The sequence below is a fragment of the Mycobacterium sp. DL genome (assembly GCF_039729195.1).
GTDB classification, from domain to species: Bacteria; Actinomycetota; Actinomycetes; order Mycobacteriales; family Mycobacteriaceae; genus Mycobacterium; species Mycobacterium hippocampi_A.
On sequence record NZ_CP155796.1, the window covers coordinates 3,410,262 to 3,436,365 of the forward strand.

20 protein-coding genes and 1 tRNA gene are annotated in these 26,104 nt (G+C 67.4%); 8 read left to right on the forward strand and 13 right to left on the reverse strand.

All coding sequences use genetic code 11. The features are described 5' to 3' along the window. Window positions 1–6: 6 nt before the first annotated feature. Together ABDC78_RS16250 and ABDC78_RS16255 are read left to right on the forward strand one after the other, a co-directional pair. Window positions 7–840 (forward strand): FAD binding domain-containing protein, encoded by an 834-nt coding sequence (locus ABDC78_RS16250; RefSeq protein ID WP_178360110.1) that lies wholly within the window; start codon window positions 7–9, stop codon window positions 838–840. After that, on the forward strand, window positions 837–3,524 hold the full coding sequence (locus ABDC78_RS16255; RefSeq protein WP_178360109.1) for a molybdopterin cofactor-binding domain-containing protein: 2,688 nt from the start codon (window positions 837–839) through the stop codon (window positions 3,522–3,524). The genes ABDC78_RS16250 and ABDC78_RS16255 overlap by 4 nt, the downstream gene beginning before the upstream one ends. Window positions 3,525–3,607: 83 nt before the next feature. On the opposite strand, the gene metH is transcribed toward ABDC78_RS16255, so the two are convergent. After that, complete coding sequence (metH, locus tag ABDC78_RS16260) at window positions 3,608–7,387, reverse strand: methionine synthase (protein WP_178360108.1); 3,780 nt, start codon at window positions 7,385–7,387, stop codon at window positions 3,608–3,610. A 352-nt stretch (window positions 7,388–7,739) separates the two neighbouring features. On the opposite strand from metH, the gene ABDC78_RS16265 reads away from it, so the two are divergent. After that, window positions 7,740–8,630 carry a PAC2 family protein gene (locus ABDC78_RS16265; protein ID WP_178360107.1) on the forward strand — a complete coding sequence of 297 codons (891 nt, stop codon included), beginning with the start codon at window positions 7,740–7,742 and terminating at the stop codon, window positions 8,628–8,630. Between the two features lie 12 nt (window positions 8,631–8,642). Here the strand turns inward: ABDC78_RS16265 and ABDC78_RS16270 are convergent, their stop codons facing one another. From ABDC78_RS16270 to ABDC78_RS16310, 9 genes are all read right to left on the reverse strand, one after another. Further along, window positions 8,643–9,644 carry a patatin-like phospholipase family protein gene (locus ABDC78_RS16270; protein WP_178360106.1) on the reverse strand — a complete coding sequence of 334 codons (1,002 nt, stop codon included), beginning with the start codon at window positions 9,642–9,644 and terminating at the stop codon, window positions 8,643–8,645. A 2-nt stretch (window positions 9,645–9,646) separates the two neighbouring features. Beyond that, a complete protein-coding gene (locus ABDC78_RS16275; RefSeq protein WP_178360315.1) occupies window positions 9,647–11,089 on the reverse strand; it encodes a DUF1254 domain-containing protein in 1,443 nt (480 codons plus the stop codon). An 80-nt stretch (window positions 11,090–11,169) separates the two neighbouring features. Further along, the gene (mshC, locus tag ABDC78_RS16280; RefSeq protein WP_178360105.1) at window positions 11,170–12,408 is read right to left on the reverse strand and encodes a cysteine--1-D-myo-inosityl 2-amino-2-deoxy-alpha-D-glucopyranoside ligase; all 1,239 of its coding nucleotides are present in this window, start codon (window positions 12,406–12,408) and stop codon (window positions 11,170–11,172) included. A gap of 57 nt (window positions 12,409–12,465) precedes the next feature. Further along, entirely contained in the window at window positions 12,466–13,236 is a 771-nt protein-coding gene (locus ABDC78_RS16285; RefSeq protein ID WP_178360104.1) for a 3'(2'),5'-bisphosphate nucleotidase CysQ, read from the reverse strand. A 17-nt stretch (window positions 13,237–13,253) separates the two neighbouring features. Then, window positions 13,254–14,069 carry an SCO1664 family protein gene (locus ABDC78_RS16290; RefSeq protein WP_178360103.1) on the reverse strand — a complete coding sequence of 272 codons (816 nt, stop codon included), beginning with the start codon at window positions 14,067–14,069 and terminating at the stop codon, window positions 13,254–13,256. Next, window positions 14,053–14,640, reverse strand: a complete 588-nt coding sequence (locus ABDC78_RS16295; protein ID WP_178360102.1) for a DUF3090 domain-containing protein — start codon at window positions 14,638–14,640, stop codon at window positions 14,053–14,055. Before ABDC78_RS16295 ends, ABDC78_RS16290 begins: the two co-directional genes overlap by 17 nt. Window positions 14,641–14,696: 56 nt before the next feature. Beyond that, window positions 14,697–15,401 (reverse strand): histidine phosphatase family protein, encoded by a 705-nt coding sequence (locus ABDC78_RS16300; RefSeq protein WP_178360101.1) that lies wholly within the window; start codon window positions 15,399–15,401, stop codon window positions 14,697–14,699. Further along, the gene (locus ABDC78_RS16305; RefSeq protein ID WP_178360314.1) at window positions 15,398–16,228 is read right to left on the reverse strand and encodes an undecaprenyl-diphosphate phosphatase; all 831 of its coding nucleotides are present in this window, start codon (window positions 16,226–16,228) and stop codon (window positions 15,398–15,400) included. Before ABDC78_RS16305 ends, ABDC78_RS16300 begins: the two co-directional genes overlap by 4 nt. A gap of 44 nt (window positions 16,229–16,272) precedes the next feature. Beyond that, window positions 16,273–16,584: a hypothetical protein gene (locus ABDC78_RS16310; RefSeq protein WP_178360100.1), complete on the reverse strand. Its 312-nt coding sequence runs from the start codon at window positions 16,582–16,584 to the stop codon at window positions 16,273–16,275. A 181-nt stretch (window positions 16,585–16,765) separates the two neighbouring features. On the opposite strand from ABDC78_RS16310, the gene ABDC78_RS16315 reads away from it, so the two are divergent. From ABDC78_RS16315 to ABDC78_RS16330, 4 genes are read left to right on the forward strand one after another with little or no spacing between them, the layout of a single operon-like run. Beyond that, window positions 16,766–17,749: a hypothetical protein gene (locus ABDC78_RS16315; protein WP_256736178.1), complete on the forward strand. Its 984-nt coding sequence runs from the start codon at window positions 16,766–16,768 to the stop codon at window positions 17,747–17,749. Next, window positions 17,746–18,009, forward strand: a complete 264-nt coding sequence (locus ABDC78_RS16320) for a DUF5703 family protein (protein WP_178360098.1) — start codon at window positions 17,746–17,748, stop codon at window positions 18,007–18,009. Before ABDC78_RS16315 ends, ABDC78_RS16320 begins: the two co-directional genes overlap by 4 nt. After that, a complete protein-coding gene (locus ABDC78_RS16325) occupies window positions 18,010–19,077 on the forward strand; it encodes a quinone-dependent dihydroorotate dehydrogenase (RefSeq protein WP_178360097.1) in 1,068 nt (355 codons plus the stop codon). A 16-nt stretch (window positions 19,078–19,093) separates the two neighbouring features. After that, entirely contained in the window at window positions 19,094–19,987 is an 894-nt protein-coding gene (locus ABDC78_RS16330) for a PhzF family phenazine biosynthesis protein (protein ID WP_178360096.1), read from the forward strand. A gap of 9 nt (window positions 19,988–19,996) precedes the next feature. Here ABDC78_RS16330 and ABDC78_RS16335 read toward each other — a convergent pair whose 3' ends face one another. Then, window positions 19,997–20,533, reverse strand: a complete 537-nt coding sequence (locus ABDC78_RS16335) for a YbhB/YbcL family Raf kinase inhibitor-like protein (protein WP_178360095.1) — start codon at window positions 20,531–20,533, stop codon at window positions 19,997–19,999. A gap of 45 nt (window positions 20,534–20,578) precedes the next feature. Beyond that, a complete protein-coding gene (locus ABDC78_RS16340; RefSeq protein WP_178360094.1) occupies window positions 20,579–21,913 on the reverse strand; it encodes a M20/M25/M40 family metallo-hydrolase in 1,335 nt (444 codons plus the stop codon). 81 nt (window positions 21,914–21,994) lie between these two features. On the opposite strand from ABDC78_RS16340, the gene ABDC78_RS16345 reads away from it, so the two are divergent. Beyond that, window positions 21,995–22,080: transfer RNA gene (locus ABDC78_RS16345), tRNA-Leu, on the forward strand. Between the two features lie 11 nt (window positions 22,081–22,091). On the opposite strand, the gene ABDC78_RS16350 is transcribed toward ABDC78_RS16345, so the two are convergent. Next, window positions 22,092–26,093: a bifunctional nitrate reductase/sulfite reductase flavoprotein subunit alpha gene (locus ABDC78_RS16350; RefSeq protein WP_178360093.1), complete on the reverse strand. Its 4,002-nt coding sequence runs from the start codon at window positions 26,091–26,093 to the stop codon at window positions 22,092–22,094. Between the last annotated feature and the right edge of the window lie 11 nt (window positions 26,094–26,104).

Consider the following 26,104-nt stretch of genomic DNA (forward strand, 5'->3'; position numbering starts at 1 on the left):
CCCGCCATGGACATCAACACCGTCGAGACGACCAGCATCCCGACCCACCGCGACGCGGTGTGGCCGCTGGAACCCGGGGATGCCATCCTGGCCGGCGGAACCTGGCTGTTCTCCGAACCGCAACCACACATCCGCCGGCTCGTCGACATCACTGCTCTGGGCTGGCGGCCGATAACCCTGACCGACAACGGGATCGAGCTGTCCGCGACGTGCACGCTGGCCGAGGTGTCCCAGCTGTCGTCTCAACTGCCAGGCGACCGTCCCGAGTGGTCGGCAGCGCCGCTGTTTCATCAGTGCTGCACCGCCCTGCTGGCGTCGTTCAAGATCTGGGCGACGGCCACTGTGGGCGGCAACATCTGCCTGTGTTTCCCGGCGGGGTCGATGATCTCGCTGGCCTCGGCACTCGACGCGGAGCTGACGATCTGGCGCGCCGACGGCAGCGACTATCGGCTGCCCATCACGGAGTTCGTCACCGGTTCGGCGAGCAACGCTCTCGGCGCCGGCGAGGTGCTTCGGTCGGTGTCGTTGCCCGCCGCCGCCCTGCGAGGACGCACAGTGTTTCGCAAGCTCGCGCCGTCGCCGCTGGGCCGCTCCGGGGTGGTTGTCATCGGCAGACGTGACACCCCTGTCGACGGCGGACGCGTCGTGCTGTCGGTGACCGCGGCCACCGTGCGTCCGTACGTGTTCACCTTCCCGACTGTTCCCAGCCCGGTGGAACTCGCGGCCGCGCATGCCTGCATCTCAGAGGATTCCTGGACCCGGGATGCGCACGGCGATCCCGACTGGCGGCGAGCGGTGACGCTGGTGCTGGCCGAGCAGATCTGTGAGGAACTCGCGTGAACATCCGCGTGAACGGGCAAGAGACACAGGCCGTTCCGCGGGCAGGCCAGTGCCTGCGCACCTACCTGCGAGAGCACGGGCATTTCGAGGTCAAAAAAGGTTGTGACTCAGGCGACTGCGGGGCGTGTTCGGTTCTGATCGACGGTCGCGCGGTGCATTCGTGTGTGTACCCGGCGTTCCGCGCCGAGGGACACGAGGTCACCACCGTCGCGGGACTGGGCACGCCGACCGACCTGCATCCGCTGCAGCGCCGATTCGTCGATGCCGGCGGCTTCCAGTGCGGCTTCTGCACGGCGGGGATGATCACTACGGCGTCGTCCCTGTCCGAGCAGCAGCTCGCCGACCTCCCCCAGGCGCTGAAGGGAAACCTCTGCCGCTGCACCGGGTATCGCGCCATCACCGACGCGCTCGACGGCGAGATCAACATCGAGAAGTCCGGCGGGGTGGGCTGTTCCATCGGAGCCCCCGCCGCGACGCGAGTGGTGACGGGGACCGAGCAGTACACCATGGACTTCGCCCCGCCCGGGCTGCTGCATCTGGCGGTGCTGACCAGCCCGGTCGCCCACGCCCGGATCGTCGCCATCGACACCACCGCGGCCGAGGAGATCGACGGGGTGCACCTCGTGCTGACACACCATGACAGTCCCGGTGTTCCGTTCTCCACCGCCCGCCACGAGAACCGCCACGACGATCCCGACGACACGGTGGTGCTCGACGCTACGGTGCGCTTCCGGGGCCAACGGGTTGCCGCCGTCGTCGCCGACTCGGTGGCCATCGCCGAAAAGGCCTGCCGGGCAATCTCTGTCACGTACCAGGAGCTGCCGTCGGTGTTCGACCCCGAGGCGGCCCGGTCGTCGGATGCGCCTCTGCTGCACGGCGAGAAGGGTGCGGACACCCGGATCGCCGATGCGTCCAGAAACCTCGTCGCCGAAGTGCACGGCGGCGTCGGAGACATCGAGGCGGGTATCAGTGCGGCGGTGGCGGCCGGCGGCGCGGTCGTGCGGGAGCGATTCACCACCCAGCGTGTCCAGCACGCACACCTGGAGACCCACGGCTGCACCGGATGGCGGGATGAGGACGGCCGGTTGGCGCTGCGGACGAGTTCGCAGGTGCCGTTCCTGATTCGCGACGAGCTGTGCCACGTATTCGGTCTCGAGCCAGACGATGTGCGGGTCTTCACCCGTCGGATCGGCGGCGGCTTCGGCGGCAAACAGGAGATGCTCACCGAGGACATCGTGACGCTGGCGGTGCTGCGACTGGGGCGCCCGGTGCGCTACGAGTTCAGCCGATCGGATCAGTTCACGATGGCGCCCTGTCGCCACCCGTACCGGATCGACGTCACCGCAGCCGCCGGGGCCGACGGGGTGCTGACCGCGCTCGCCGTGGATGTGCTCATCGACGCCGGGGCGTACGGCAACCACAGCACCGGCGTGATGTTCCACGGCTGCGCGGAATCGGTGTCGGTGTACCGGTGCGCGAACAAACGTGTTGACGCGCAAGCGGTCTACACCAACAACCTGCCCTCCGGCGCATTCCGCGGCTACGGGCTGAGCCAGATGATCTTTGCCGTCGAGTCCGCGATCGACGAGCTGGCGCACCGGCTCGACATGAACCCGTTCGAGCTTCGGCGGCGCAGTGTGGTGGTGCCCGGTGACGACTTCGTCGACGCCCACGTCGGCGACGACGATCTCGCCTTCGGCAGTTACGGCCTGGATCAGTGCCTCGACCTGACACAGCAGGCCCTCGCCGACGGCACCGGCTCGGCCGCTCCGGAGGGGTGGCCCGTCGGCGAGGGGATGGCCATCGCGATGATCGCGACGATCCCGCCACGCGGCCACTTCGCCGAGGCCTCGGTCACCGTCACCCCCGATGGGGATTACCTGCTGTCGGTCGGCACCGCGGAGTTCGGCAACGGCACCACCACTGTGCACACGCAGCTGGCCGCCACCGAGCTGAACACCACACCCGACCGGATCACGATCCGTCAATCCGACACGCAGACAACGGGTTACGATACCGGCGCGTTCGGCTCGGCGGGAACCGTGGTGGCCGGTCAGGCGGTGATGGCCGCGTGCCGAGAGCTGCGGACGATGATGGTGAGCGCCGCCGCCGAGCTGGCCGGGGCGGGCCCGCACACCTGCGCGCTGACTCCCCACGGAGTTCAGTGCGGCACCCGACTGGTCGAGTTCGCCGATCTGCCCACCTCACTGGTCGGCCACGGGCGCCACGACGGCACACCGCGCTCGGTGGCGTTCAATGTGCAGGGCTTCCGGGTCGCGGTGAACCCGGCCACGGGTGAGGTGCGCATCCTGAAGTCGATCCAGGCTGCCGACGCAGGCGTGGTGATCAACCCCCAGCAGTGCCGCGGGCAGGTGGAAGGCGGTGTGGCCCAGGCGATCGGCTCCGCGCTCTACGAGCAGATCCTGATCGGACCCGACGGCGCCGTGCTCACCGACGCACTACGCAACTATCACATCCCACAATTGGCCGACGTTCCGGTCACCGACGTGCTTTTCGCCGACACCTATGACCAGTTCGGTCCGCTCGGAGCAAAATCCATGAGCGAATCGCCCTACAACCCGGTGGCGCCCGCGCTGGCGAACGCGATCGCGCGGGCCTGCGGCGCCCGGGTGCGCGAACTGCCGATGACCCCGGCGCGGGTGTGGCGCACGCTGTCTAGCTAGCGATTTCGGCGCCGAGTGCACGGTTTGTGACGAGAACCGGCCGAAATTCGTCACAAACCGTACTTTCGCGCCGCCGTACTCGCTCAGTCCTCCGGGTTGTAGCCGAGGTTGGGGGCGAGCCAGCGCTCGGCCTCCTTCAGCGTCCAGCCCTTGCGCTTCGCGTAGTCGGCGACCTGATCCTGGGCGATCCGGCCGACCACGAAGTACTGCGACTGCGGATGCGAGAAGTACCAGCCGCTGACCGCAGCTCCGGGCCACATCGCCATCGACTCGGTCAGCTCGATGCCGGTCCGCTCCCGGACGTCCATCAACTCCCAGAGCGTCGCCTTCTCGGTGTGCTCCGGGCAGGCCGGGTAGCCCGGCGCCGGCCGGATTCCGACGTACTTCTCACCGATGAGCGCCTCGTTGTCCAGTTGCTCGTCGGGCTGAAATCCCCAGAACTCCTTGCGGACTCGTTGGTGCATCCGTTCGGCGAACGCCTCTGCCAGCCGGTCGGCGAGCGACTCCAGCAGGATGGCGTTGTAGTCGTCGTTGGCTGCCTTGAATTCCTCGATCTTGGCTCCGCTACCCAGACCCGTGGTGACGGCGAATGCCCCGACGTAATCCCGGAGGCCCGTTTCCTTGGGGGCGATGAAGTCGCCCAGCGACCGGTTCGGGATGCCTGCCCGGTGCTCGCCCTGCTGACGCAGGTTGTGCAACGTCGTCAGCACCTCGGTCCGGGTTTCGTCGGTGTAGACCTCGAAGTCGTCGCCGACGGCGTTCGCGGGGAAGAATCCGATCACCCCGTTGGCAGTGAGCCACTTCTCCTTGATCAGGGTGTCGAGCATCTCCTGAGCGTCGTCGTACAGCTTGCGGGCCGTCTCGCCCGAGACCGGGTTGTTGAGGATGTCGGGGAACTTGCCCTTCATCTCCCAGGCGTTGAAAAACGGCTGCCAGTCGATGTATTCGCGCAGTTCGGCGACGTCGTAGTCGAGAAACTCACGCACTCCGAGGCCTTGCGCGGGCACCGGCGGCGTGTAGTCGTCCCACTCGATCGGCGTGCGGTTCGCCCGGGCCTTCTCCAGCGTCAGCATCGGCCGCTCGCTCTTCTGGGCGTGCCGTTCACGCAGGGCCGCATAATCGGTCTCGGTCGCCTCGAGCAGGGCCGGACGCTGCTTGTCGTCGAGCAACGCGGCGGCGACCGGCACCGAGCGGGACGCATCCTTGACCCAGACCACCGGACCGCTGCGACGCGGCGCCACCTTCACCGCCGTGTGCGCACGCGAGGTGGTCGCACCGCCGATCAGCAGTGGGATCTCGAGACCCTGGCGCTCCATCTCGACAGCGAAGTTGACCATCTCGTCCAGTGACGGAGTGATCAGGCCGGACAGCCCGATGATGTCGGCGTCGTGCTCCTTGGCCGCGTCCAGGATCTTCTGGGCGGGAACCATCACACCGAGGTCGATCACCTCGTAGTTGTTGCACTGCAGGACGACCCCGACGATGTTCTTGCCGATGTCGTGGACGTCGCCTTTGACGGTCGCCATGATGATTGTGCCGTTGGTGTCCTTCGACGCCGCGGCTCCGGAGGTGACCTTCTCCTCCTCGATGAACGGCAGCAGGTACGCCACGGCCTTCTTCATCACCCGGGCCGACTTCACGACCTGCGGAAGGAACATCTTGCCCGCGCCGAAGAGGTCACCAACGACGTTCATGCCGTCCATCAACGGTCCCTCGATCACCTCGATCGGGCGACCACCGGCGGCGGCGATCTCGGCCCGCAGTTCCTCGGTGTCCGCGTCGACGTCGGCGTCGATGCCCTTGACCAGGGCGTGGGTGATGCGCTCGCGGACCGGCAGGCTGCGCCACTCCGCCGCTTTCGGATCGTCTGCCTTTTCCGACTTGTTGTACCGTTCGGCAATCTCCAGGAGCCGTTCGGCCGCGTCCTCGCGGCGGTTGAGCACGACATCCTCGATCCGGTCCCGCAACTCGGGCTCGATCGAGTCGTAGGGCACCAGGGCGCCAGCGTTGACGATGCCCATGTCCAGGCCGGCCTTGATGGCGTGGAACAGGAACACCGCGTGGATCGCCTCGCGGACGGGGTTGTTGCCCCGGAAGGAGAACGACACGTTCGAGATGCCGCCGGAGATGTGCACTCCGGGCAGGTTCTCCTTGATCCAGGCGCACGCCTCGATGAAGTCGATCCCGTACGTCGCGTGCTCCTCGATACCGGTGGCCAGCGCGAAGCAGTTCGGGTCGAAGATGATGTCCTCGGGCGGGAAACCGACCTCTTCGGTCAGGATCCGGTAGGCGCGCCCGCAGATCTCCTTGCGTCGCTCCAGGTTGTCGGCCTGGCCCTGCTCGTCGAACGCCATCACGACGACGGCGGCGCCGTACTTGCGGCACAGCCGGGCCTCGCGGACGAACTTCTCCTCGCCCTCCTTCATGGAGATCGAGTTCACGATCGGCTTGCCCTGCACGTTCTTCAGGCCGGCCTCGATGACCTCCCACTTGGAGGAGTCGATCATCACCGGAACTCGACTGATGTCCGGCTCCGCTGCGATCAGCTTGGTGAACCGGTCCATCGCGGCGACGCCGTCGATCATGCCCTCGTCCATGTTGATGTCGATGACCTGCGCACCGACCTCGACCTGCTGCAAAGCGACCGACAGGGCGGAGTCGTAGTCCTCGGCCTTGATGAGGTTGCGGAACCGGGCGGAGCCGGTGATGTTGGTGCGCTCACCGATGTTCACGAACAGCGAGTCGTCACCGATATTGAGGGGCTCCAGGCCCGAGAGCCGGGTGGCCACCGGGATCTCCGGGAGCTGTCGCTGCGGCTTGCCGTCGACCACCCTGGCGATCTCGGCAATGTGCTCCGGCGTCGTCCCGCAGCACCCACCGACCAGGTTCACCAAGCCGGCCTCGGCGAACTCGGCGATGTAACCGGCCTGGGCTTCCGGGGACTCGTCGTACTCACCGAAAGCGTTGGGCAGGCCGGCGTTCGGGTAGCAGGAGACGAAGGTGTCCGCGATGCGCGCCACCTCGGCGATGTAGGGCCTCATCTCCGGTGCGCCCAGCGCGCAGTTCAGGCCGACCGCGAGCGGCTTCGCGTGCCGGATGGCGTTCCAGAATGCCTCGGTGACCTGGCCGGACAGAGTCCGCCCGGACGCGTCGGTGATGGTGCCCGAGATGATCACCGGCCAGCGGCGTCCGCGGTCCTCGAACAGCGTCTCGAGGGCGAACACCGCCGCCTTGGAGTTCAGCGAGTCGAAGATCGTCTCGATGATGATGAGGTCGGACCCACCGTCGACCAAGCCGTTGGCAGCTTCGAGGTAGGCCGCGACCAGTTGGTCGTAGCTGACGTTGCGGGCTCCGGGATCATTGACGTCCGGTGAGATCGACGCGGTCCGTGTCGTCGGCCCCAGCGCCCCGGCGACGTAGCGGGGCTTGTCCGGGGTGCTGAACTCGTCGCAGGCAGCCCGCGCCAGGGCAGCGCCGGCGTAGTTCAGCTCGTAGCTGAGCGCCGCCATGTCGTAGTCGGACAGCGAGACCGCGTTCGCGTTGAACGTATTGGTCTCCAGGATGTCGGCGCCGGCCTCGAGGTACTCGCGGTGGATTCCCTCGATGATCTGCGGCTGCGTCAGGTTGAGCAGGTCGTTGTTGCCCTGGAGATCGCTCGGCCAGTCCTTGAAGCGCTCACCGCGGTATCCGGCCTCATCCGGCCGGTCCCGCTGGATCGCCGTTCCCATGGCTCCGTCGATCACCATGATCCGCTGGCGTAACGCAGCCGTCAGTTCATCGGTGCAGTCAGGGCGGATGTTCGGCACAAGGGTTGTCGGCGCCGAGACATCGGGTTCAGCGGCGTTCACGTGCGCTCCTTCCATAACGGAAGGCGTCCTTAACTCTGCCGAGCGTGGCGGATACCGAGTGGGGACCGGACCCCAACGTAACCGTTGCAACGCCTCTCGACCTCGACGAGTCTACGTCCTCACCTGATCGACGTCTGGACACCCATCTCGTCGCTACGACCTCGACCCGCTCGGCGATCGCGGCGCCCACGAGCGGCACCTCGCGAATCCCGTCGGAAAAGTCGAAGCCACCAGAGTTAACCAGATTGCCGCCGAGGGTATTTCGCCCGCAGATCGGCGGCCCTCGCAGCGGGGTGGTCCGACAGCCGCGAATCGGGTCGCGAGTCGATGCCCGCCATCGGGCCCGCGCAGGGCTTACGCTGACGTGGTGACCCCCTCGGATTTCAGCGGTCCGAAGCGATCCGACCTGCCCGATCTCAGCGACACGATCATCGTCGCGGCGTTCGAGGGCTGGAATGACGCCGGTGACGCAGCCAGCGATGCGCTCGAGCACCTGGATGCCATCTGGGAGGCCGAGACACTCGTCGAGATCGATGACGAGGCCTACTACGACTATCAGGTCAACCGGCCGGTGATTCGGCAGGTCGACGGCGTGACCCGCGAACTGGTCTGGCCGTCGATGCGGATCTCGCACTGCCGCCCGCCGGGCGCCGACCGCGACATCGTGCTGATGCACGGCGTGGAACCCAACATGCGATGGCGCACCTTCTGCGCGGAGTTGCTGGCCATCGCGGACAAACTGGGCGTCCAGACGGTTGTGATCCTGGGCGCATTACTGGCCGACACGCCCCACACCAGGCCGGTACCGGTGTCGGGAGCGGCCTACTCCCCCGACTCGGCGCAGACGTTCGGGCTGGAGGAAACCCGGTACGAGGGTCCGACCGGCATCGCCGGCGTGTTCCAGGACGCCTGCGTGCAGGCCGGGATACCGGCGGTCACGTTCTGGGCGGCGGTGCCGCACTACGTCTCGCAGCCACCGAGCCCCAAGGCGACGGTCGCGCTGCTGCGGCGCGTCGAGGACGTGCTCGACATCGAGGTGCCGCTGGCAGATCTACCCGCACAGGCCGAGGAGTGGGAGCAGGCGGTCACCGAGATGACCTCCGAGGACGACGAGATCGCCGAGTACGTGCAGTCCCTGGAGGAACGCGGCGACGCCGAGGTCGATATGAACGAGGCGGTCGCCAAGATCGACGGGGATGCGCTGGCAGCGGAGTTCGAGCGCTACCTGCGGCGCCGAGGGCCCGGTTACCGCAGCTGAACTGCGTCGGCGTCAGCGGAATCGCTTCGTGTAGCTCGACCAGTCCCAGGTCGACAGGAAGTCCTCCCCGGCGCGCTGCCCGCTCTGGTACAGCGATCGTTTGTCCTGCTCGGAGAGGTCGAAGTCGAGAACCCCGACATCGCTGGTGTCGATTCGGATGGTCCGGGCGCTCACCCGGGGCTGGTTGAGATATGCCTGGTCGCGGCCGACGAGGGTGGTCGTCACGACCTGCTCGAGCAACATCGGCGAACCCAGCCGGCGCAGCGGTCGCAACGCCGGGATCACCTGCTCGTTCTCGGCCGGGAGCGTGGGCAGCAGCGTCACCCCGAACGTCGGCCAGCGCGGATCCTCGTCGTCTGTGCGGTCGAGGGAATCGATCGGGAAGTTCGACAGCAGACCGCCGTCCACCAGCGTGGACACCCTGCCGTCAGCACTGGTCAACGATGCGGGACGGTAGAAGAACGGGATGGCCGTCGACGCGCGGACGGCATCCGCCACGAGCTGCACGTCGGGATCGAGCCCGTAGATCCGCTGGTAGTCCCACGGCAGCCGGATCAGCTGGCCCAGGGAGACGTCGGCCACGGTGACGACGAGGCGGTACCGCTGCTCGGGCGGCAGGCTGGAATCGCTGATCGCGAGGTCGGCGAACGTCGTCACCCCGAAATCGGCCAGTTGCGCCGCCACCCAGTTGCGCAGGGCGTCGCCGCGGTAGATGCCGCCGCCGGTCAGCACCCCCCAGGCGGGTCCCAGCACCGGCACCCGTTCGATCGGGCCCGGGTCGAGGAACGTCCGGTAGTCGATGTCCATCGCCAGCGATTCCAGCTGTGCCGCGGACAGGTCGCCGCTCTGCGTGGCGGCAGCCAGGACGGCACCCACCAGTGCCCCCGCGGAGGTACCCGAGACACGTTGTGGCACATAGCCTGCGCGCACAAGCGATGCGACGGCGCCGACAAGCGCGACACCTTTGACGCCCCCGCCCGAGAGCACCAGGTCAGCGTGGCCGGAATCCGTCACGGTCAGGCCTTTTCGGGCGGTGGTGCCGTCCAGGTGCCGTTCAGAGCGTCGGGCTTGGGCCAGTACAGCCGCAGGACGAGCATGAACGGCCCCTCGGGTGCGGGCAGCCAGTTGGCCTCCCTGTCGATGCCCGGTGACGGGTTCTGGACGAAGAAGGTGTACCCGCCATCGGGATCGGGCACCAGGCTGGGCAGCATCTCCGAGTTGATCAGGTATCGCCTCATCGGATTGGCGACCAGACGACTGGCAGGCAGTTCGTACATGGTCAGCGACCAGAATGCGTTCACCGGGGGCAACCCACCGGACGGGAACCGGAATGTGTAGTTGTTCGCCCCGGTGAGCGGAGCACCGGCGGCGTCGTTGACGAAGCTCGGATAGATGGCCTCGGCGGCGGTGTTGCCGTAGATCCCGAGGACCGCGCCGGCCATCCGGTACAGGTAGTTGCCGTTGAGATCCTCCCTGGTGCCGAAGAGCTGCGACGAGGTCACCCGACCGGTGTCGATGTCGGCCTTCTTGAACGCGTCGAATTCCGCCCAGGCGTCGGCCATCCCGCCTTCGATCGCGGCGCGCATCTCGGGGCTCAGCGCATCGGCGTCGAAAGACTCCTGGGATCCGATGCCGATGCTCGCGAACCTCTCCCGCAGCCCTTCTTCACCGGGCAGGGTCGGAGCGAAGCGCAACACGAAGTCGAGGACCTCGAAGAACTGCGGCGACGCACGCTGCTGGTCCGCTGTCAGTGGCGGTGCGAAGTCGATGGCCGGTACGGGTTCGGGCGGTGGCTGGTTCAGGAACACCGACAGCGGCGCGACCTGATAACCCGCCTGGATCTTCTCGACCTCAGCGATGTCGGACGGCCCGAACAGCTGGGTGCGGTACAGCACGAACGCCAGGTCGGTGTCCGACCGGATCACCTCGTCGACGCCTTCGGGTTTCTCGCCCTGCCAGTTCGGCCCGGCGAGCAGAAACGTCCCGCCACCGTTGCCCGTGGTGCGGCTACCGACGTAGGCGACGTTGGAGGTGTATCCGTCGACGAACTGCAGCGAGTAGTAGCGGTCCTGCTGGATCGGCGGCACGGTCAGCACCAGCGGTTCGGCGCGAAGGTCGGCGCCGACGGCCGAATAGGGCGTGTCCGAGTTGGGTGTCTGGATGGCGGTGTCCTCGGGGGTGTACACCCGCGCGGTGTTGTGGATCTCGTTCCAGCCGCCCTTGTACTCGGGATCCTGGTTGTCGACGAAGTAGGCGTACTGCACCCGATAGTTGTCGACCATCGGGAAGCCGTAGATGTAGGCCTCCTTGGCGATGGCGCGCGCCTCGACAGGACTGACGGCAGCGGCCGGAGTCTCGGTGGGTGTGGACGTCTCGGAGGTCTGCGCCTCCTCGGTGGCCGACGTGCACCCGGCCAGAAGTGCCAGGGCGGCCAGTCCGACGACCAGACGGCGGATCACGTCCGCGCCACCCCTTGCATGCAGAACTGCCATTCCGGCCACCGGTCCCATGGGCGGAAACCTACTCCACGGCAGGTGCTTTACAGCTCAACGCCGAGCAGCGCGTCTACCGCCGTCGCGACGGTTCGTCCCGCTGAACTGTCGTGACCACCGTAGGACAGCGCGTCGGTGGCCCAACCATCAACAGCAGCAATCGCTTTCGGAGTGTCCAGATCATCTGCGAGGTAGCGGCGAACACGAGCCACGACATCGGCGGCGTCCGGTGCCTGCGCCAGGGTCGCGGCACTGCGCCACCGGTGCAGCCGGCCCTGCGCCTCCTCGAGCACCGCCTGGCTCCAGAACCGGTCATCACGATAGTGCCCGGCGAACAGACCGAGCCGGATGACGGAGGGATCGACGCCCTCGCGGCGCAGTCCCGACACGAGAACCAGGTTGCCGCGACTCTTGGACATCTTGTGCCCGTCCCAGCCGATCATGCCTGCGTGCACGTAGTGACGCGCGAAACGGCGCTCGCCGGTGACGGATTCGGCGTGCGCGGCGGAGAACTCGTGGTGCGGGAAGATCAGATCGCTGCCGCCGCCCTGGATGTCGAGGTCGGTACCGATGCGGCTCAGCGCGATCGCCGCGCACTCGACGTGCCAGCCGGGCCGGCCCGGCCCGAACGGCGACGGCCAGCTGGGTTCATCCGGTCGCTCCGCACGCCACAACAGAGCGTCGAGGGGGTCGCTCTTGCCGGCCCGCTCCGGGTCTCCCCCGCGTTCGGCGAACAGGGTCAGCATCGTGTCGCGGTCGTAACCCGATTCGTAGCCGAACTGGACCGTCGCGCCGGCGTGGAAGTACACGTCGGGGTACTGCGCATCGTCGACGGTGTAGGCGGCCCCTGAGGCCAGCAGTTTCTCGACGACCTCGATCACCTCGGCCACCGCCTCGGTGGCGGCCACGTAATCGTGCGGTGGCAGCACCCGCAGTGCCGCCATGTCCTCGCGGAACAGGTCGGTCTCCCGGTCGGCGAGCTCGCGCCAACCGATGCCGTCGCGCAGCGCACGCTCGAACAACGGATCGTCGACGTCGGTGATGTTCTGCACGTAGTGGACGTCCAGACCGGCGTCGAGCCACAGCCGGTAGACGAGGTCGAACGTCAGGTAGGTGGCGGCGTGACCGAGATGGGTGGCGTCGTACGGGGTGATCCCGCAGACGTACATGGCGGCGGTGTCACCTGGGCTGACCGGGCGCACCTGGCGGTCCGCACTGTCGTAGAGGCGCAACTGCGGACCCCGCCCAGGCAGCACCGGAACACTCGGCGCCGACCACGATTGCATAGATACGACCTTAGACATCGCCGTCTGGGACAACACCGACGGCCGTTTCATTCCCCGTCATCGCCGGCGGGCCGACAGGATCGTGTCCAGCAACACCTCGGCCAGCTCCGGCCGGCACATCAGCAGATCCGGCAGGTAGGGATCGCGGCGGTTGTAGATCAGCGGCGAGCCGTCGATCCGCGACGCATGCATCCCGGCGGCCCACAACACCCCGGCCGGCGCGGCCGAATCCCACTCCCACTGGCCTCCGGCATGCACGTAGGCGTCGACGTCGCCGCGGACCACGGCCATCGCCTTGGCTCCCGCCGATCCGATCCGGACCAGTTGGATGTCGAGGTGATCGCGCAGCCACCACAGCACAGCAGGAGGCCTGTTGGAACTGGCGGTGATGCGGATCGGTCCGTCGGCGCGCGGCGGCGGAGCGGTCACGGTGTCGGTGCGGTACACCTCACCGCGCGCCGGCAGCGCGACCGCGGCGTCGGTGAGACCGCCGCCGTGAGGCCCGGAAGAGCGCTGCCACAACGCGATGTGCACGGCCCAGTCCGCGCGTCCGGGCATCGAGTACTCGTGCGTGCCGTCGACGGGGTCGACGATCCACACCCGGTCGGCGTCCACCCGGGATACGTCGTCCACGGCCTCCTCGGACAGCACCGAATCGTGCGGTCGCTCCCGGTGCAGCCGGTCCAGGATCAGCGTGTTGGCGCGCTTGTCGCCGGCGTCGCCGAGGTCGTACGGATCGTAAAAGCCGATCTGCTCTCGCATCGCCAGCAGCAGCTCACCGGCTTCGGCGGCCACCTCGGCGGCCAGCGCTGCATCGGTGAGGGTCACCGGGCAAGTAGATCACGTCAGAAAGCCGGCCACGGTATCGGTCGGCGTCGATCAGGGCCGGGCATCACCGGGTTTCTCAGCAGGGCAACAACTCTGGCTCGCAACGCGGCGACCTCGCGAGGGGTGATGTGACAGCACAACTCCGCACCGAGGTCGCCTGAGAGGGCATCACCGAAAGCGGCCACGGCCTCGAGGGTGTCGTCGTCGACGGGTTTGCCCGCCCAACCCCACAGAACGGTGCGCAGCTTGTCCTCGACATGCAGGCTGACGCCGTGGTCCACGCCGTAGACCTGCCCGTCCACCCCGTGGAGCACATGGCCGCCCTTGCGATCGGCATTGTTGATCAACACGTCGAACACGGCGATCCGCCGCAGCCTGTCGTCGTCGGAGTGCACCAGCGTGACTTCGTCGCCGGCGTGGTCGTAGGCCTCCAGGACCGGCAGGAAACCGGGAGGGATCCTGCCCGACGGCACCAGATCGATGAGGTCCGGACCGGCATCGCCTGCCTCGTCGTCCTCGGTGTCGCTGGGCTGCTCGACCCAGCGCTGCAGCATCCCGGGACCCGCAGGTCCGTCACGAATGATGGTGTGGGGCACGATGTTCCACCCGAGTGCCGCCGACACCAGGTACGCACCGAACTCGCGGCCCGCCAGCGTCCCGTCGGGGAAATCCCACAGCGGTGCCTCACCGCGGATCGGTTTGTACACACAGTGCTGGGTGAGCTCACCGAGCGTGGCCTCGCACAGGAAGGTCGCGTTGCTCGCCGAGCGGATCCGCCCGATGACGGTCAACTCGCCGTTCTGCAGCACCCCGACGTCAGATGTCGTCGACATCGTCGGATCCACCCAGCGCGCCGCGCCGGTAGCCGTTGGTTCGGACGCAGATGTGCCCTTCGGGATCCAGCGGCTCGTCACACAGCGGACAGGGTGGGCGTCCCGCCGAGATGACCCGGTTGGATCGCGTCGCGAACTCCCGCGCCGACTCCGGGGTCAGGAACACGCGCACCGCGTCGGGGCCCTCCTCGGCGTCGTCGAGGACCACCGAGGCATCGAACTCGGCCTCCGAGACGGCGAGGAGTTCGACGACGACGGTCTGCGCGTCGGAGTCCCAGCCCAGCCCCATGGTGCCGACCCGGAACTCGGCGTCCACCGGGGTGATCAACGGGCTGAGGTCCTCGACCTCGCCGGTGTCGGGGGGAACCGGCGTGCCGAAGCGCTTGTTGATCTCCAGCAGCAACGCGTCGATCCGTTCGGCGAGTACCGCCACCTGCTGTTTTTCCAAGATCACCGAGATCACCCGCTTGTCGTGGACCGCTTGCAGGTAGAACGTGCGATTTCCGGGTTGGCCGACGGTCCCGGCCACGAATCGGTCGGGTGTGCGGAAGACATGGATTTCGCGGGACATGGCAGCTTCCAAAATACCGGCTACGGCACGTCAGCCGTAATTGTGCGGCGCGGCGCTCATTCGGTCGATCCGCCGACCACCGCTTCGCCGGCGGGAACCGCGCCGTCCTCGGCCTTGCCGTCGGCCGGCACAGCGGTCAACGCGGAGTTCAGTGCTGAGCCGGTGTGGTTGACGTGGATCACAAAGGGCCGCAGCGTCGTATAGCGGATCACACTGACCGATGCGGGGTCGGCGTTGATGCGCTGGAAGCTGTCCAGGTGCGAGCCCAGGGCATCTGCGAGCACCGCTTTGATCACGTCACCGTGTGTGCAGGCGATCCACAGCACGTCGCCGCTGTGCTCCTCGGCCAGCATGCGGTCGTGCTCACGCACCGCGGCCACCGCGCGGGCCTGGACGGCGGCGAGCCCCTCCCCGTCCGGGAACACCGCGGCGCTGGGTTGCTGCTGGACCACCGCCCACAACGGCTCTTTGACCAGCTCACCGATCTTGCGGCCGGTCCAGGAGCCGTAGTCGACCTCGACGATCCGGTGCTCGACCACCGGCTGCAGACCCAGTGCCGACGCCAGCGGTTCGACCGTTCGCTGACAGCGCAGCAGCGGCGACCGGACGATCGCGCGGATCGGCAGCGACCCGAGTCGCTCCACGAGTGCCTCGGCCTGTTCGCGGCCGCGGTCGTCGAGGTCCACACCCTCCGACCGACCCGCCAGGGTGTGGGCGGTGTTCGACGTCGACCGGCCGTGACGCAACAGCAGAACCGTCATGTGGCTGCCACCACCCCTGTCCCGAGCAGGATCAACACGACACACCCGAGCACGATGCGGTAGCCGACGAACCAGTACATGCTGTGCCGGGCCAGGAATCGCAGGAACCACGACACCGCGGCGAAGCCGACGACAAACGCGATCACGGTGGACACCAGCAGTTGCGCACCGGTGGCGCTCATGCCCTCGCCGACCGGGTCAAACGCATCCGGGAGCGAGAACATGCCCGAGGCGAACACCGCCGGGATCGCCAGCAGGAAACCGAACCGGGCTGCCAGTTCCCGGTCGAGCCCCAGATACAGGCCCGCACTGATCGTGGCGCCCGACCGCGACACGCCCGGTATCAGCGCCAGACACTGTGCGAGGCCGACGATGACGCTGTCGCGCCAGGTCAGATCCTCGACGCGGCGTGTCTGCCTGCCGTAGTACTCAGCCGCCGCGATGACCAGCGAAAACACGATCAGCGCACTCGCCACCAGCCACAGATTGCGTGCGCCGGTGCGAATTTCGTCCTTGAACAGCAGACCGATCACCCCGATCGGGATCGACCCGATGATCACCCACCAGCCCAACCAGTAGTCGGCGTTGCGATGCGCAGCCTCAAAAAGGCCGGCGAACCACGCCTTCACGATCCGGACGATGTCGCGTGCGAAGTAGACCAGGACGGCCGCTTCGGTGCCCAGCTGGCTCACCGCGGTGAACGACGCGCCGGCGTCCTCATCGAAGAACACCCGGGATGCGATGGCCAGGTGCCCCGAGGAGGACACCGGCAGAAACTCGGTGAGTCCCTGCAGCACCGAGAGGACGACGACCTGCAACCAGGACATCGCGGCCACGTCCGTCACGACGACGACCGTACCGTGAAGTGGGTTCAGCGGCCGTTGCGAGGCACCGGCTGCGCGTCGGCGACGGCGTCACGCACGACCGCAGCGAGGCTGCGCTCGTCGAAAAGGTCGATGTCGGTGAGCTTGCGGGTGGCGAGGGCGACGATGTCCTCGGACTGCGGCACCGGGCCACGCAGTCGTGGCCGATAGATCTCGACGACCAGCGCCTGGCGCTCGGTGCGGAATGAGAAGCTGCGTCCGTCTCCCACCTGGCCGAACCCGCTGGCGTGCACCCCGGTGGTGATGTCCTCGACAGCAAATCGGTGATCGGTCACGTCCCTGTCCATGGAAAGGGTCATGGTCCGTACCATACCGCCACGACCGTCGACGGGCGTGGCGGACGCGACGAATACTGGCCTCCCGGGGTGCATACACTGGCTGTTCGATCAGGTTCCATACACACAATCCGAGAGCTACCCATTGCCGCGTCGCATCAACCCACCAGCTCAGCTGATTCGTTTCGGCGCTGCAGCGCTGGCAATGGCACTGATTGCCGGCTGCTCGTCGAACCCGGTGGACAGCCCCCCGCCGACGATCGAACCGGCGCAGGCCGCCGACTCGCCCCCCGTCACCGGCACCCCACCGGGAACGCTGCTACCCCTGGCCGGGCCCGCGCAGGCGGCGGTGTTCGACTCGCAAACAGACTCGCTGGTGGTCCTCGGTGCCGGTCGCGAGAACCGGTCGGTCGTCACGGTGTTCCCGGCGGGGGGCGCACCGTCACCCACTGAGCTCGATGGTGCCGCGACGGCGATGGCCGCAGACGGCGAGGGTGGACTGATCCTGTCGACCGAGGGCGGTTACTTCCGCTTCGACATCACCTCGGGTGATGCGACGAGGATCGGCGTGCAGGGTCAGGACGGGGTGGACTTCACCGCGATCGCGCGGCGCGCGGACGGCAAGGTGGTGCTGGGAAGCGCCGACGGCGCGGTCTACACGCTGGCTTCGGACACCGAGGTCGGGGCGCGGCTGAAGATGTTCGCGCGAGTGGACGCCATTGTGACGCAAGGCAATACCGCGATCGTGCTGGATCGGGCACAGACCTCCATCACCAGCCTCGACGCCGAAGGAACAAAATCGGCACACGCGCTGCGGGCGGGTGCGGGCGCAACGACGATGGCCGCCGATACGGCAGGCAGGGTTGTGGTCGCCGACACCCGCGGTGGCGAACTGCTGGTGTACGGGGTCGACCCGCTGATCCTGCGACAGCGCTACCCGGTGCCGGACTCCCCCTACGGTCTGACCTCCTCGAGCACCGACGACGGGCTGACGTGGGTTGCACAGACGGCGACGAACACCGTCGTTGGTTACGATCTCTCGACCGGCATCCCCGTCGAGAAGGTGCGACATCAAACAGTGCGGCAACCGAACTCGCTGGCAGTCGACGACGCGACGGACACCCTCTACGTGGTCTCCGGCTCGGGCGACGGCCTCCAGGTGATCACCTCCGCGGGGAAGGCGGAATGAGCACGGGCTCACGGGGACGGCTGCCGGCGACCTGGGACCAGGCGGTGTCAGAGGGCTCCGGGGAGTACGAATGGATCCCGCTGCGGTTGCCGCCTGACGTGACCCGGGTGAACGCCTCCATCCGGTTGTCGATCGAGGCCGAGTACCGGGGCTGGGAGCTGACCCGGGTCCGGCTCTACACCGACGGCAGCAGACGGGTACTGCTGCGACGCAGGAAACGGGCCGACACCCCGCACACCCCCGATCAACCGGCGCTGTAGATGGGCGTCTACAGCGGACTTCGGCGGGCACTGTTCCTGGTGCCCCCGGAACGGATCCACGGCTGGGTGTTCGCCGGCCTGCGCACCGCCACCGGCCCGGCACCGGTGCGGCGCCGGCTGCGACGCCGGTTGAGTCCGGCCGATCCGGCGCTTGCCAGCACCGTGTTCGGGGTGCGATTCCCGGGTCCGATGGGGCTGGCGGCCGGCTTCGACAAGGACGGGCTCGGCGTGCACACCTGGGGTGCGCTGGGGTTCGGATACGCGGAGATGGGCACCGTGACCGCGAAGCCACAGCCCGGCAACCCGGCACCGCGGATGTTCCGGCTGCCGGCCGACCGTGCGCTGCTGAACCGGATGGGATTCAACAACCATGGCGCCGGGGCACTTGCGGTGCAGCTCACCCGCCGCAGCGCCGACGTGCCGATCGGGGTCAACATCGGCAAGACCAAGGTCACGCCGGCCGAATCGGCGGCCGAGGACTACGCCGAGAGCGCCCGGCTCCTCGGACCGCTGGCGGCGTATCTGGTGGTGAACGTGAGCTCGCCGAACACCCCCGGTCTGCGTGACCTGCAGTCGGTCGAATCGCTGCGCCCCATCCTGACCGCAGTCCTCGCCGAGACCTCGACACCGGTTCTGGTCAAGATCGCACCCGACCTCGCCGATCGTGATATCGACGAAATCGCCGACCTGGCAGTCGAACTGGGCCTCGCCGGGATCGTCGCGACCAACACCACCGTGTCCCGCGCCGGGCTGGCGACCCCGGGGGTCGAGGACCTGGGGCCCGGCGGCATCTCCGGACCTCCGGTGGCCCGGCGCTCCGCGGAGGTGCTACGCCGGCTCTACCGGCGGGTGGGCGACCGTCTGGTGCTGATCAGCGCAGGCGGCATCGAGACCGCCGACGACGCGTGGGAGCGCATCGTCAGCGGCGCCTCGTTGCTGCAGGGCTACACCGGTTTCGTCTACGGAGGCGGGCTGTGGGCCAAGACGATTCACGACGGTCTCGCACAGCGCCTGCGAGACAACGGTTTCACCAGCCTCAGCGAGGCTGTCGGGTCGGCGCAGCGTTAGAAGAGACGAGATTTGCGTGGCCACTGAGACCGAGTTCCATTTCATCGACGTGTTCGCCCGACGCCCCCTCGAGGGCAACCCGCTGACGCTTGTTCCGGACGCCGATCATCTTGACGTCGCCACGATGCGGGCGATCGCCCGCGAATTCAACCAATCCGAGACCACGTTTCTGGTGCAACCCACCTCCGCCGCACACTGGCGGCTGCGTTCTTTCACCCCGACCGGCGTCGAGGTACTCGGGGCCGGGCACAACGCCCTCGGGGCGTGGCTGTGGCTCGCGCATGCTCAGCGGTTACCGCGCAGCACGTCCCCCACGCGATTGATCCAGCAGATCGGTGACCGTCTGCTCCCGGTGGAGGTCGCCGAGGACGCCGACGGGCGGACTGTGGTCAGGATGGAGCAGTCGGCACCGGTGTTCGGTCCCGAACTGACCGACCGCCGCCAACTGGCGGCCGCGCTGAACATCAACGTCGCCGACCTCAGCGACGAACCTGCCGAGGTGGTGTCCACCGGGGCAGCACACCTGCTCGTACCCCTGCGTTCCCGGGAGGCTGTCGATCGCGCGGATCCTGACGGGCAGCGGCTGTCATCGGTGCTGCGGACCGTCACCGAAGAAGGCTGCTACCTCTACAGTCTCGACCCGGTCGATGCGGCCGGCGGCTCGATCGCGTATGCCCGGTTCTTCAACCCGACCGCCGGAATCAGTGAGGATCCCGCCACCGGCACGGCGGCGGGACCACTCGCAGCGCGCCTCGTACGGGACGGCCGCCACGACGCCGGGACAGCGGCGATCATCGAGCAAGGACACCGACTCGGGCGCCCCAGCAGGCTGCAGGTCACCTTGAGCGGTGAGACCGTCGTGCTGAGCGGAGCCGGAGTGGTCGTCGCATCGGGACGTCTGCACCTCTGAGTACGAGCCTCAGTTCTGCTCGTAGGTACCCGTGATCAGGGCGCGGGCGATGGCGTGGCCGAAGAGGTTGAAGCCGAGGTAGGCCGGCGTGCCCTCGGCGGGAACGTCGAGCTTCTCGACGTCGACGGCGTGCACGGCGACGATGTAGCGGTGCACCCCGTGCCCGGCCGGCGGGGCCGCGCCGATGAACCGCGTCAGGCCGGCGTCATTGACCAAAGTGACTGCGTCGCCGGGAAAGCCCTTGCTGCTGCCGTCGCCGACGCCGGCGGGCAACTCCGTGACCGTCGCAGGCAGGTTGAACACCGCCCAGTGCCAGAACCCCGACCCGGTCGGAGCATCCGGGTCGTACACGGTGACGGCGAAACTGCGGGTCTCCTCGGGGAAGCCCGACCAGCTCAGCTGCGGCGAGATGTCCGACCCGCCGGCCCCCATGATGCCGCTGACCTGGTCGTTGCCCCACGGTTGGCCGTCGGTGAACGATTCGGAGGTCACGGTGAACGTGGGCAGATCAGGGAGGAAATCGTAGGGATTGTAGTCAAAGGCCATGAAAGCCAGTCCTTTCCAGAGTCGGTTGATGGTCGGGCGGTGGACTCAGCAGTGCAGGAGGAAATGCTCCAGAACCTGCGCGCCGAAGGTCAACGCGTCGACGGGTACCCGCTCGTCGACGCCGTGGAACAACGCGGCGAAATCCAGGTCGGGCGGCAACCTCAGCGGCGCGAAGCCGAAGCAGCGAATACCCAAGCGGGCGAAATGTTTTGCATCGGTCCCCCCGGACAGCATGTAGGGCACGGTGCGCGCCTCGGGGTCGGCGGACAGGATCGCGGCGTTCATCGCCTCGAGAAGCTCGCCGTCGAAAGGAGTCTCGTAGGAGGGCAGTTCGGTGATCCACTCGCGGGACACGTCGGGGCCGATGAGCTCGTCGATCTCGCGTTCGAAGTCGGCCATCCGGCCCGGCAGCACGCGGCAGTCGACGACGGCCTCGGCTGTTGCGGGGATGACGTTGGCCTTGTAGCCGGCCTTGAGCATCGTCGGGTTGGCGGTGTCGCGCAGCGTAGCGCCCACGATCTTGGCGATCGAGCCGAGTTTGGCGACCGCACCGTCGATGTCGGGCGAGGCCGGATCGAAGGTGTATCCCGTCTCTTCGGTCACCGCAGCCAGGAACTGTTCGACCGATTCGGTCAGCACGATCGGGAACTGGTGGCGTCCCAGCCGGGCGACGGCCTCGGCGACAGCGGTGACCGCGTTCTCATCGTGCACCATCGACCCGTGGCCGGCGCGGCCCCGAGCGGTGAGCCGCATCCACAGCATTCCCTTTTCGGCGGTCTCGATGAGGTAGAGGCGGCGCTCGCCGCCTTCACGACGCGGCACCGTCAGGGAGAATCCGCCGACCTCACCGACCGCCTCGGTGACGCCGTCGAACAGGTCGGGCCGATTCTCGACAAGCCACTTGCACCCGTAGTTGCCACCGGCCTCCTCATCGGAGACGAACGCAAAAACCAGATCACGCGGGGGCACGGTTCCCGACCGCATGAAATGACGGGCGACCGCGATGATCATCCCGACCATGTCCTTCATGTCGACCGCGCCGCGGCCCCACACATAGCCGTTCTCGACTGCCCCGGAGAACGGGTGCACGCTCCAGTCGGACGCCTCCGCAGGCACCACGTCGAGGTGACCGTGCAACATCAGCGCACCGCGTGTCGGATCAGCGCCCTTGAGTCGGGCGAACACATTCCCGCGGCCCGGCGCACCGGCCTCGATGTACTCGGTCTGCAGTCCGACTTCCTCGAGTTGCTCGGCCACCCAGCGGGCACATTCGGCCTCACCTTTGGTGGTGGCCAGGTCACCGGTGTTGGAGGTGTCGAAACGGATGAGCGAGCTCACCAGGTCGACGACCTCATCGCTGGGGGTCAGGGGAGCACTCACAGTCCCTTTCCTACCACTCGTGGGTCGTCCGGGTTTTGGCCCGGGGCCGCTGATCCGATAACCTAAGCTGCCTTCGAACCGGTCCGAGTGGCGGAATGGCAGACGCGCTAGCTTGAGGTGCTAGTGCCCTATTAACGGGCGTGGGGGTTCAAGTCCCCCCTCGGACACAATTTTCGACTCAGTACACATCGCGCACGTAGCGCTTGGCGGCGACGAGTTCACGCTTGTGGTCGCGGGCGGCGTCCGCGCTCATGCCCCCGTGCGTCCGGATGATCTCGGTCAGCGCGTCGTCGACGTCCTTCGCCATCCTCTCGGCGTCTCCGCAGACGTAGAAGTGCGCGCCGTCCTCGAGCCAGCGCCACACATCGGCGCCGTAGTCGAGCATCTTGTGCTGCACGTAGACGCGCTGGGCCTGATCGCGGGAGAACGCGAGATCCAGTCGGTTCAGGAACCCGTCATCGACCATGTCCATCAGATCGTCACGGTAGTAGAAATTCTGTGCGCGGTGCTGATCGCCGAAGAACAACCAGTTGGGCCCGGTGTGACCGAGTGCGCGGCGTTCCTGGAGGAATCCGCGGAACGGCGCGATCCCCGTGCCGGGTCCCACCATGATCATCGGGGTCTGGGAGTCCTGCGGGGGGCGGAAGTGGGGCGAGCGCTGGAGGAAAACCGGCACCGGGGTGCAGTCCGGCAGGTCCGCCAGATATGTCGACGCGACACCGCCGCGCGGACCGCCGTCGGGACCCCGGTACCGCACCACCGACACCGTCAACTGGACTTCGTGAGGACTGACGAGCGGACTCGAGGAGATCGAGTACTGCCGCGGCGTCAACCTCACCAGCACCTCCTGCCAGAGTTCCGGGTTTGCACGCACCGCGAACTCGCGGACCAGGTCGAGTCCGTTGCGGTTGACCAACCACTTGTCGAGCTCACCACGATCCTTGCGAAGGCGCTTGGCCGCTTGGGGGTCCGCGCAGCGCTCGGTGACGAATCCGACCAGGTTCGACGTCACCTTGCACACGTCGTAGTGCGACGCAAGGGCGTGCCGCAGCGGGATGGCGGCACCGTCGACGACAACAGATTCGTCGCCGGTCAATCCGGTTGCCGTGAGCCATGTCTCGACCACCAGATCCGAATTGCGAATGTAGACGCCCAGTGAGTCGCCCGCGGAGTAGGTGACGTCCTGGCCGCTGATGTCGAACCCGAACTGCCGCACGTCCTTGGCCGCTCCGGCCGGGGTCAGCCGGGTGTTGCGGCACAACGGCGCTGCCACCGGGTACGCACGGGTGAACGGCACAGGCACGGCGGACGGCGGGGCCGACTCGGGCGTGGTCTCGGTCGTGGTAACGGGGCGGTCCGACGGCGCGGTGATCACCTCGACCACCGAGTCCGCCCATCGGGCCAGCGGTTGGTCCTCGTACGCTTCACATTCGGTGCGTTCGAGGACCCTGGTGGCACCCAGATCCGCCAACCGGGCGTCGAGCGCTTTCGCGTGCCCACAGAAGTTGTCATAGGACCGATCACCGATACCGAGCACCATGAATCGCACGCCGGCCAGTGACGGCGCCTGCGGTGACTCCAGGCGTTCCCAGAAGTCGGCGCCGTTGTCCGGGGGCCCACCGTCGCCGAACGTGCTGGTGACGACGGCGACCTCGCCCGCCGCTGCGAGATCGGACAGCGCGACGTCATCCATCGCCGCCACGCGGGCACCGCGGAAGCGGTCGCCCAGTCTGCCCGCGAACTCCTCGGCGTTTCCGGTCTGCGACGCCCAGAGCACGAGCGGTCCCGTCCGAACCGCGTCGCCGGCGACGGATGAGCCCATACCGAGCCGAGAGAACCTGCCCGCCAGCAATCCGTCGACCCACAGTCGGGCGGACACCCCGATCGGTGCGTCCACGGGCAGCACCGGCACGCCGGGAACGCCCTGTTCCACACCTGCGAAGAACCCTGACAGATAGAGTGTTTCGCTTTCGGTGAGCGCGGGTGCCTCCGCAGGCATGGGTGCCGCGGCGGTCACCGGAACCGGGGCGAGCCGCACCGCACACACCTTGAACTCGGGCTGCAACGAGACCGGGTCGACGGCGTCGTTGGTGACGGCGTTGATGGTCAGGTTCTCACCGTGTTCGTCGTTCCAGTGGAACGGCACCCAGGTGTTGCCCGGCAGGACCCGGTCGGTGACGACAGCGGGTAACACCGCGCGGCCGCGTCGTGAGATCACCTCGACCTCACGGCCATCGGAAACACCCAGTGCGGCAGCATCGTCGGGATGGACCTCCACCGACGGGGCCTTGTTGAGCTTGTTGAGCTTGGCCACCTTTCCGGTCTTGGTCATGGTGTGCCACTGGTGCTGCAACCGGCCGGTATTGAGGATCATCGGGTAGTCGTCATCGGGGAGTTCGGCGGCGTCCATATGCGGGCGCGGATGAAATACCGCACGCCGCGACGGCGTGGCGAAAGCCAGACGCGGCCGATGCCCGGCCGCGTCGAGGAACAGCTCCTGCGAGATTCCGTCGTTGAGGTACCGGATCGGGTGGCGATCCGCCAGATCCTCAGGCGGGCAGGGCCATTGCACAGGGGTTTCGCGCAGCCTCTCGTAGCTGATACCGCGCAGGTCGTATCCGGTGCCGGGATTGTGGAACCCGCGGATCTCGTCGAAGATCTGCTCACTGGATTTGTAGCCGAAGTCGTCCCCGAACCCGAGGTGTTCGGCCACACCGCAGATCAGCTCCCAGTCCGGTCGCGCATCTCCCTCGGGCGGGATGGCCTGCTGCATCAGAGTCAGGTTGCGATCGGAGTTGACCATCACCGCGTCGGACTCTGCCCACAGCGTCGCCGGCAGCATGATGTCCGCGTAGCGATTGGTGGCGGTGTCAACGTAGGCATCCTGGGTGATGACCAGCTCTGCCGCCGACAGCCCTTCGATGACCGTCTCCCGATTGGCTACAGAGGCAACGGGATTGGTGCAGATCACCCACACAGCTTTGATCTGACCGCTGCGCAGTTGCCGGAACATCTCGATGGTGCCGGGACCGACGTCGGTCCGGATTGTGCCAGGTGCGAGGTCCCACTGCCCTTCGACGAACGCCCGGTCGTCCGCGGAAAACACCGCCCGTTGGCCCGGCAGACCCGGTCCCATGTAGCCCATCTCGCGACCGCCCATCGCGTTGGGCTGACCCGTGAGCGACATCGGGCCGCTACCGGGCCGACAGATGGCACCGGTGGCCAGATGCAGATTGCAGATGGCGTTGGTGTTCCAGGTGCCGTGGGTGCTCTGGTTGAGGCCCATCGTCCAGCAGGTCATCCACTCCCCTGCCTCAGCGATCATCGCAGCCGCAGTGCGGATGTCCGCCTCGTCCAGACCGGTGGTCGCGGCAACCCGATCCGGCGGATAGTCGGCCAGGAAGTCCGGCATCGCCTCCCAGCCCTGGGTGTGCTCGGCGATGAAATCCGCTGCGATGGCCCCATCCACCACCAGCAGATGCAGGATCCCGTTCAGCAGTGCGAGATCGGTGCCGGGACGGATCTGCAGGAACAGGTCGGCCTTGTCGGCGGTGGTGGTCCGGCGCGGATCCACGACGATCAGTTTGGCGCCGGCCTTGAGACGGTCGGCCATCCGCAGGAACAGGATCGGATGGCAGTCGGCCATGTTGGAGCCGATCACGAAGAACAGGTCCGTGCAGTCGAAGTCGGTGTAGGAGCCCGGCGGGCCGTCTGATCCCAGCGACTGTTTGAATCCGGTACCGGCGCTGGCCATACACAACCGCGAGTTCGACTCGATGTGCACGGTGCGCAGGAATCCCTTGGCCAGTTTGGTGGCCAGATACTGGGATTCGATCGACATCTGACCTGAGACGTACAGCGCCACCGCGTCGGGACCGTGTTCGTCGACGATCGCACGCAGCCGGCGACCCGCTTCAGCCAACGCGTCATCCACGTCGGCGGCCACCGGGTCGGCGTCGCGGGCCGGGCGCAGCATCGCCGTGGTCAACCGACCGTCGGTCGCAGCCATCATCTCCGCGTGGGTGGCGCCCTTGGTGCAGAGCCGGCCGGAGTTGGTGGGGTGCAGCTTGTCGCCGGACACCTTCGCGATCACCGGCACGCCCGATGCGGGGTCGGCGCGGGTCTCCACGGAGATCCCGCACCCGACCCCGCAGTACGAACAGGCGGTGCGTGTCGTCATGCCTTCGCTGC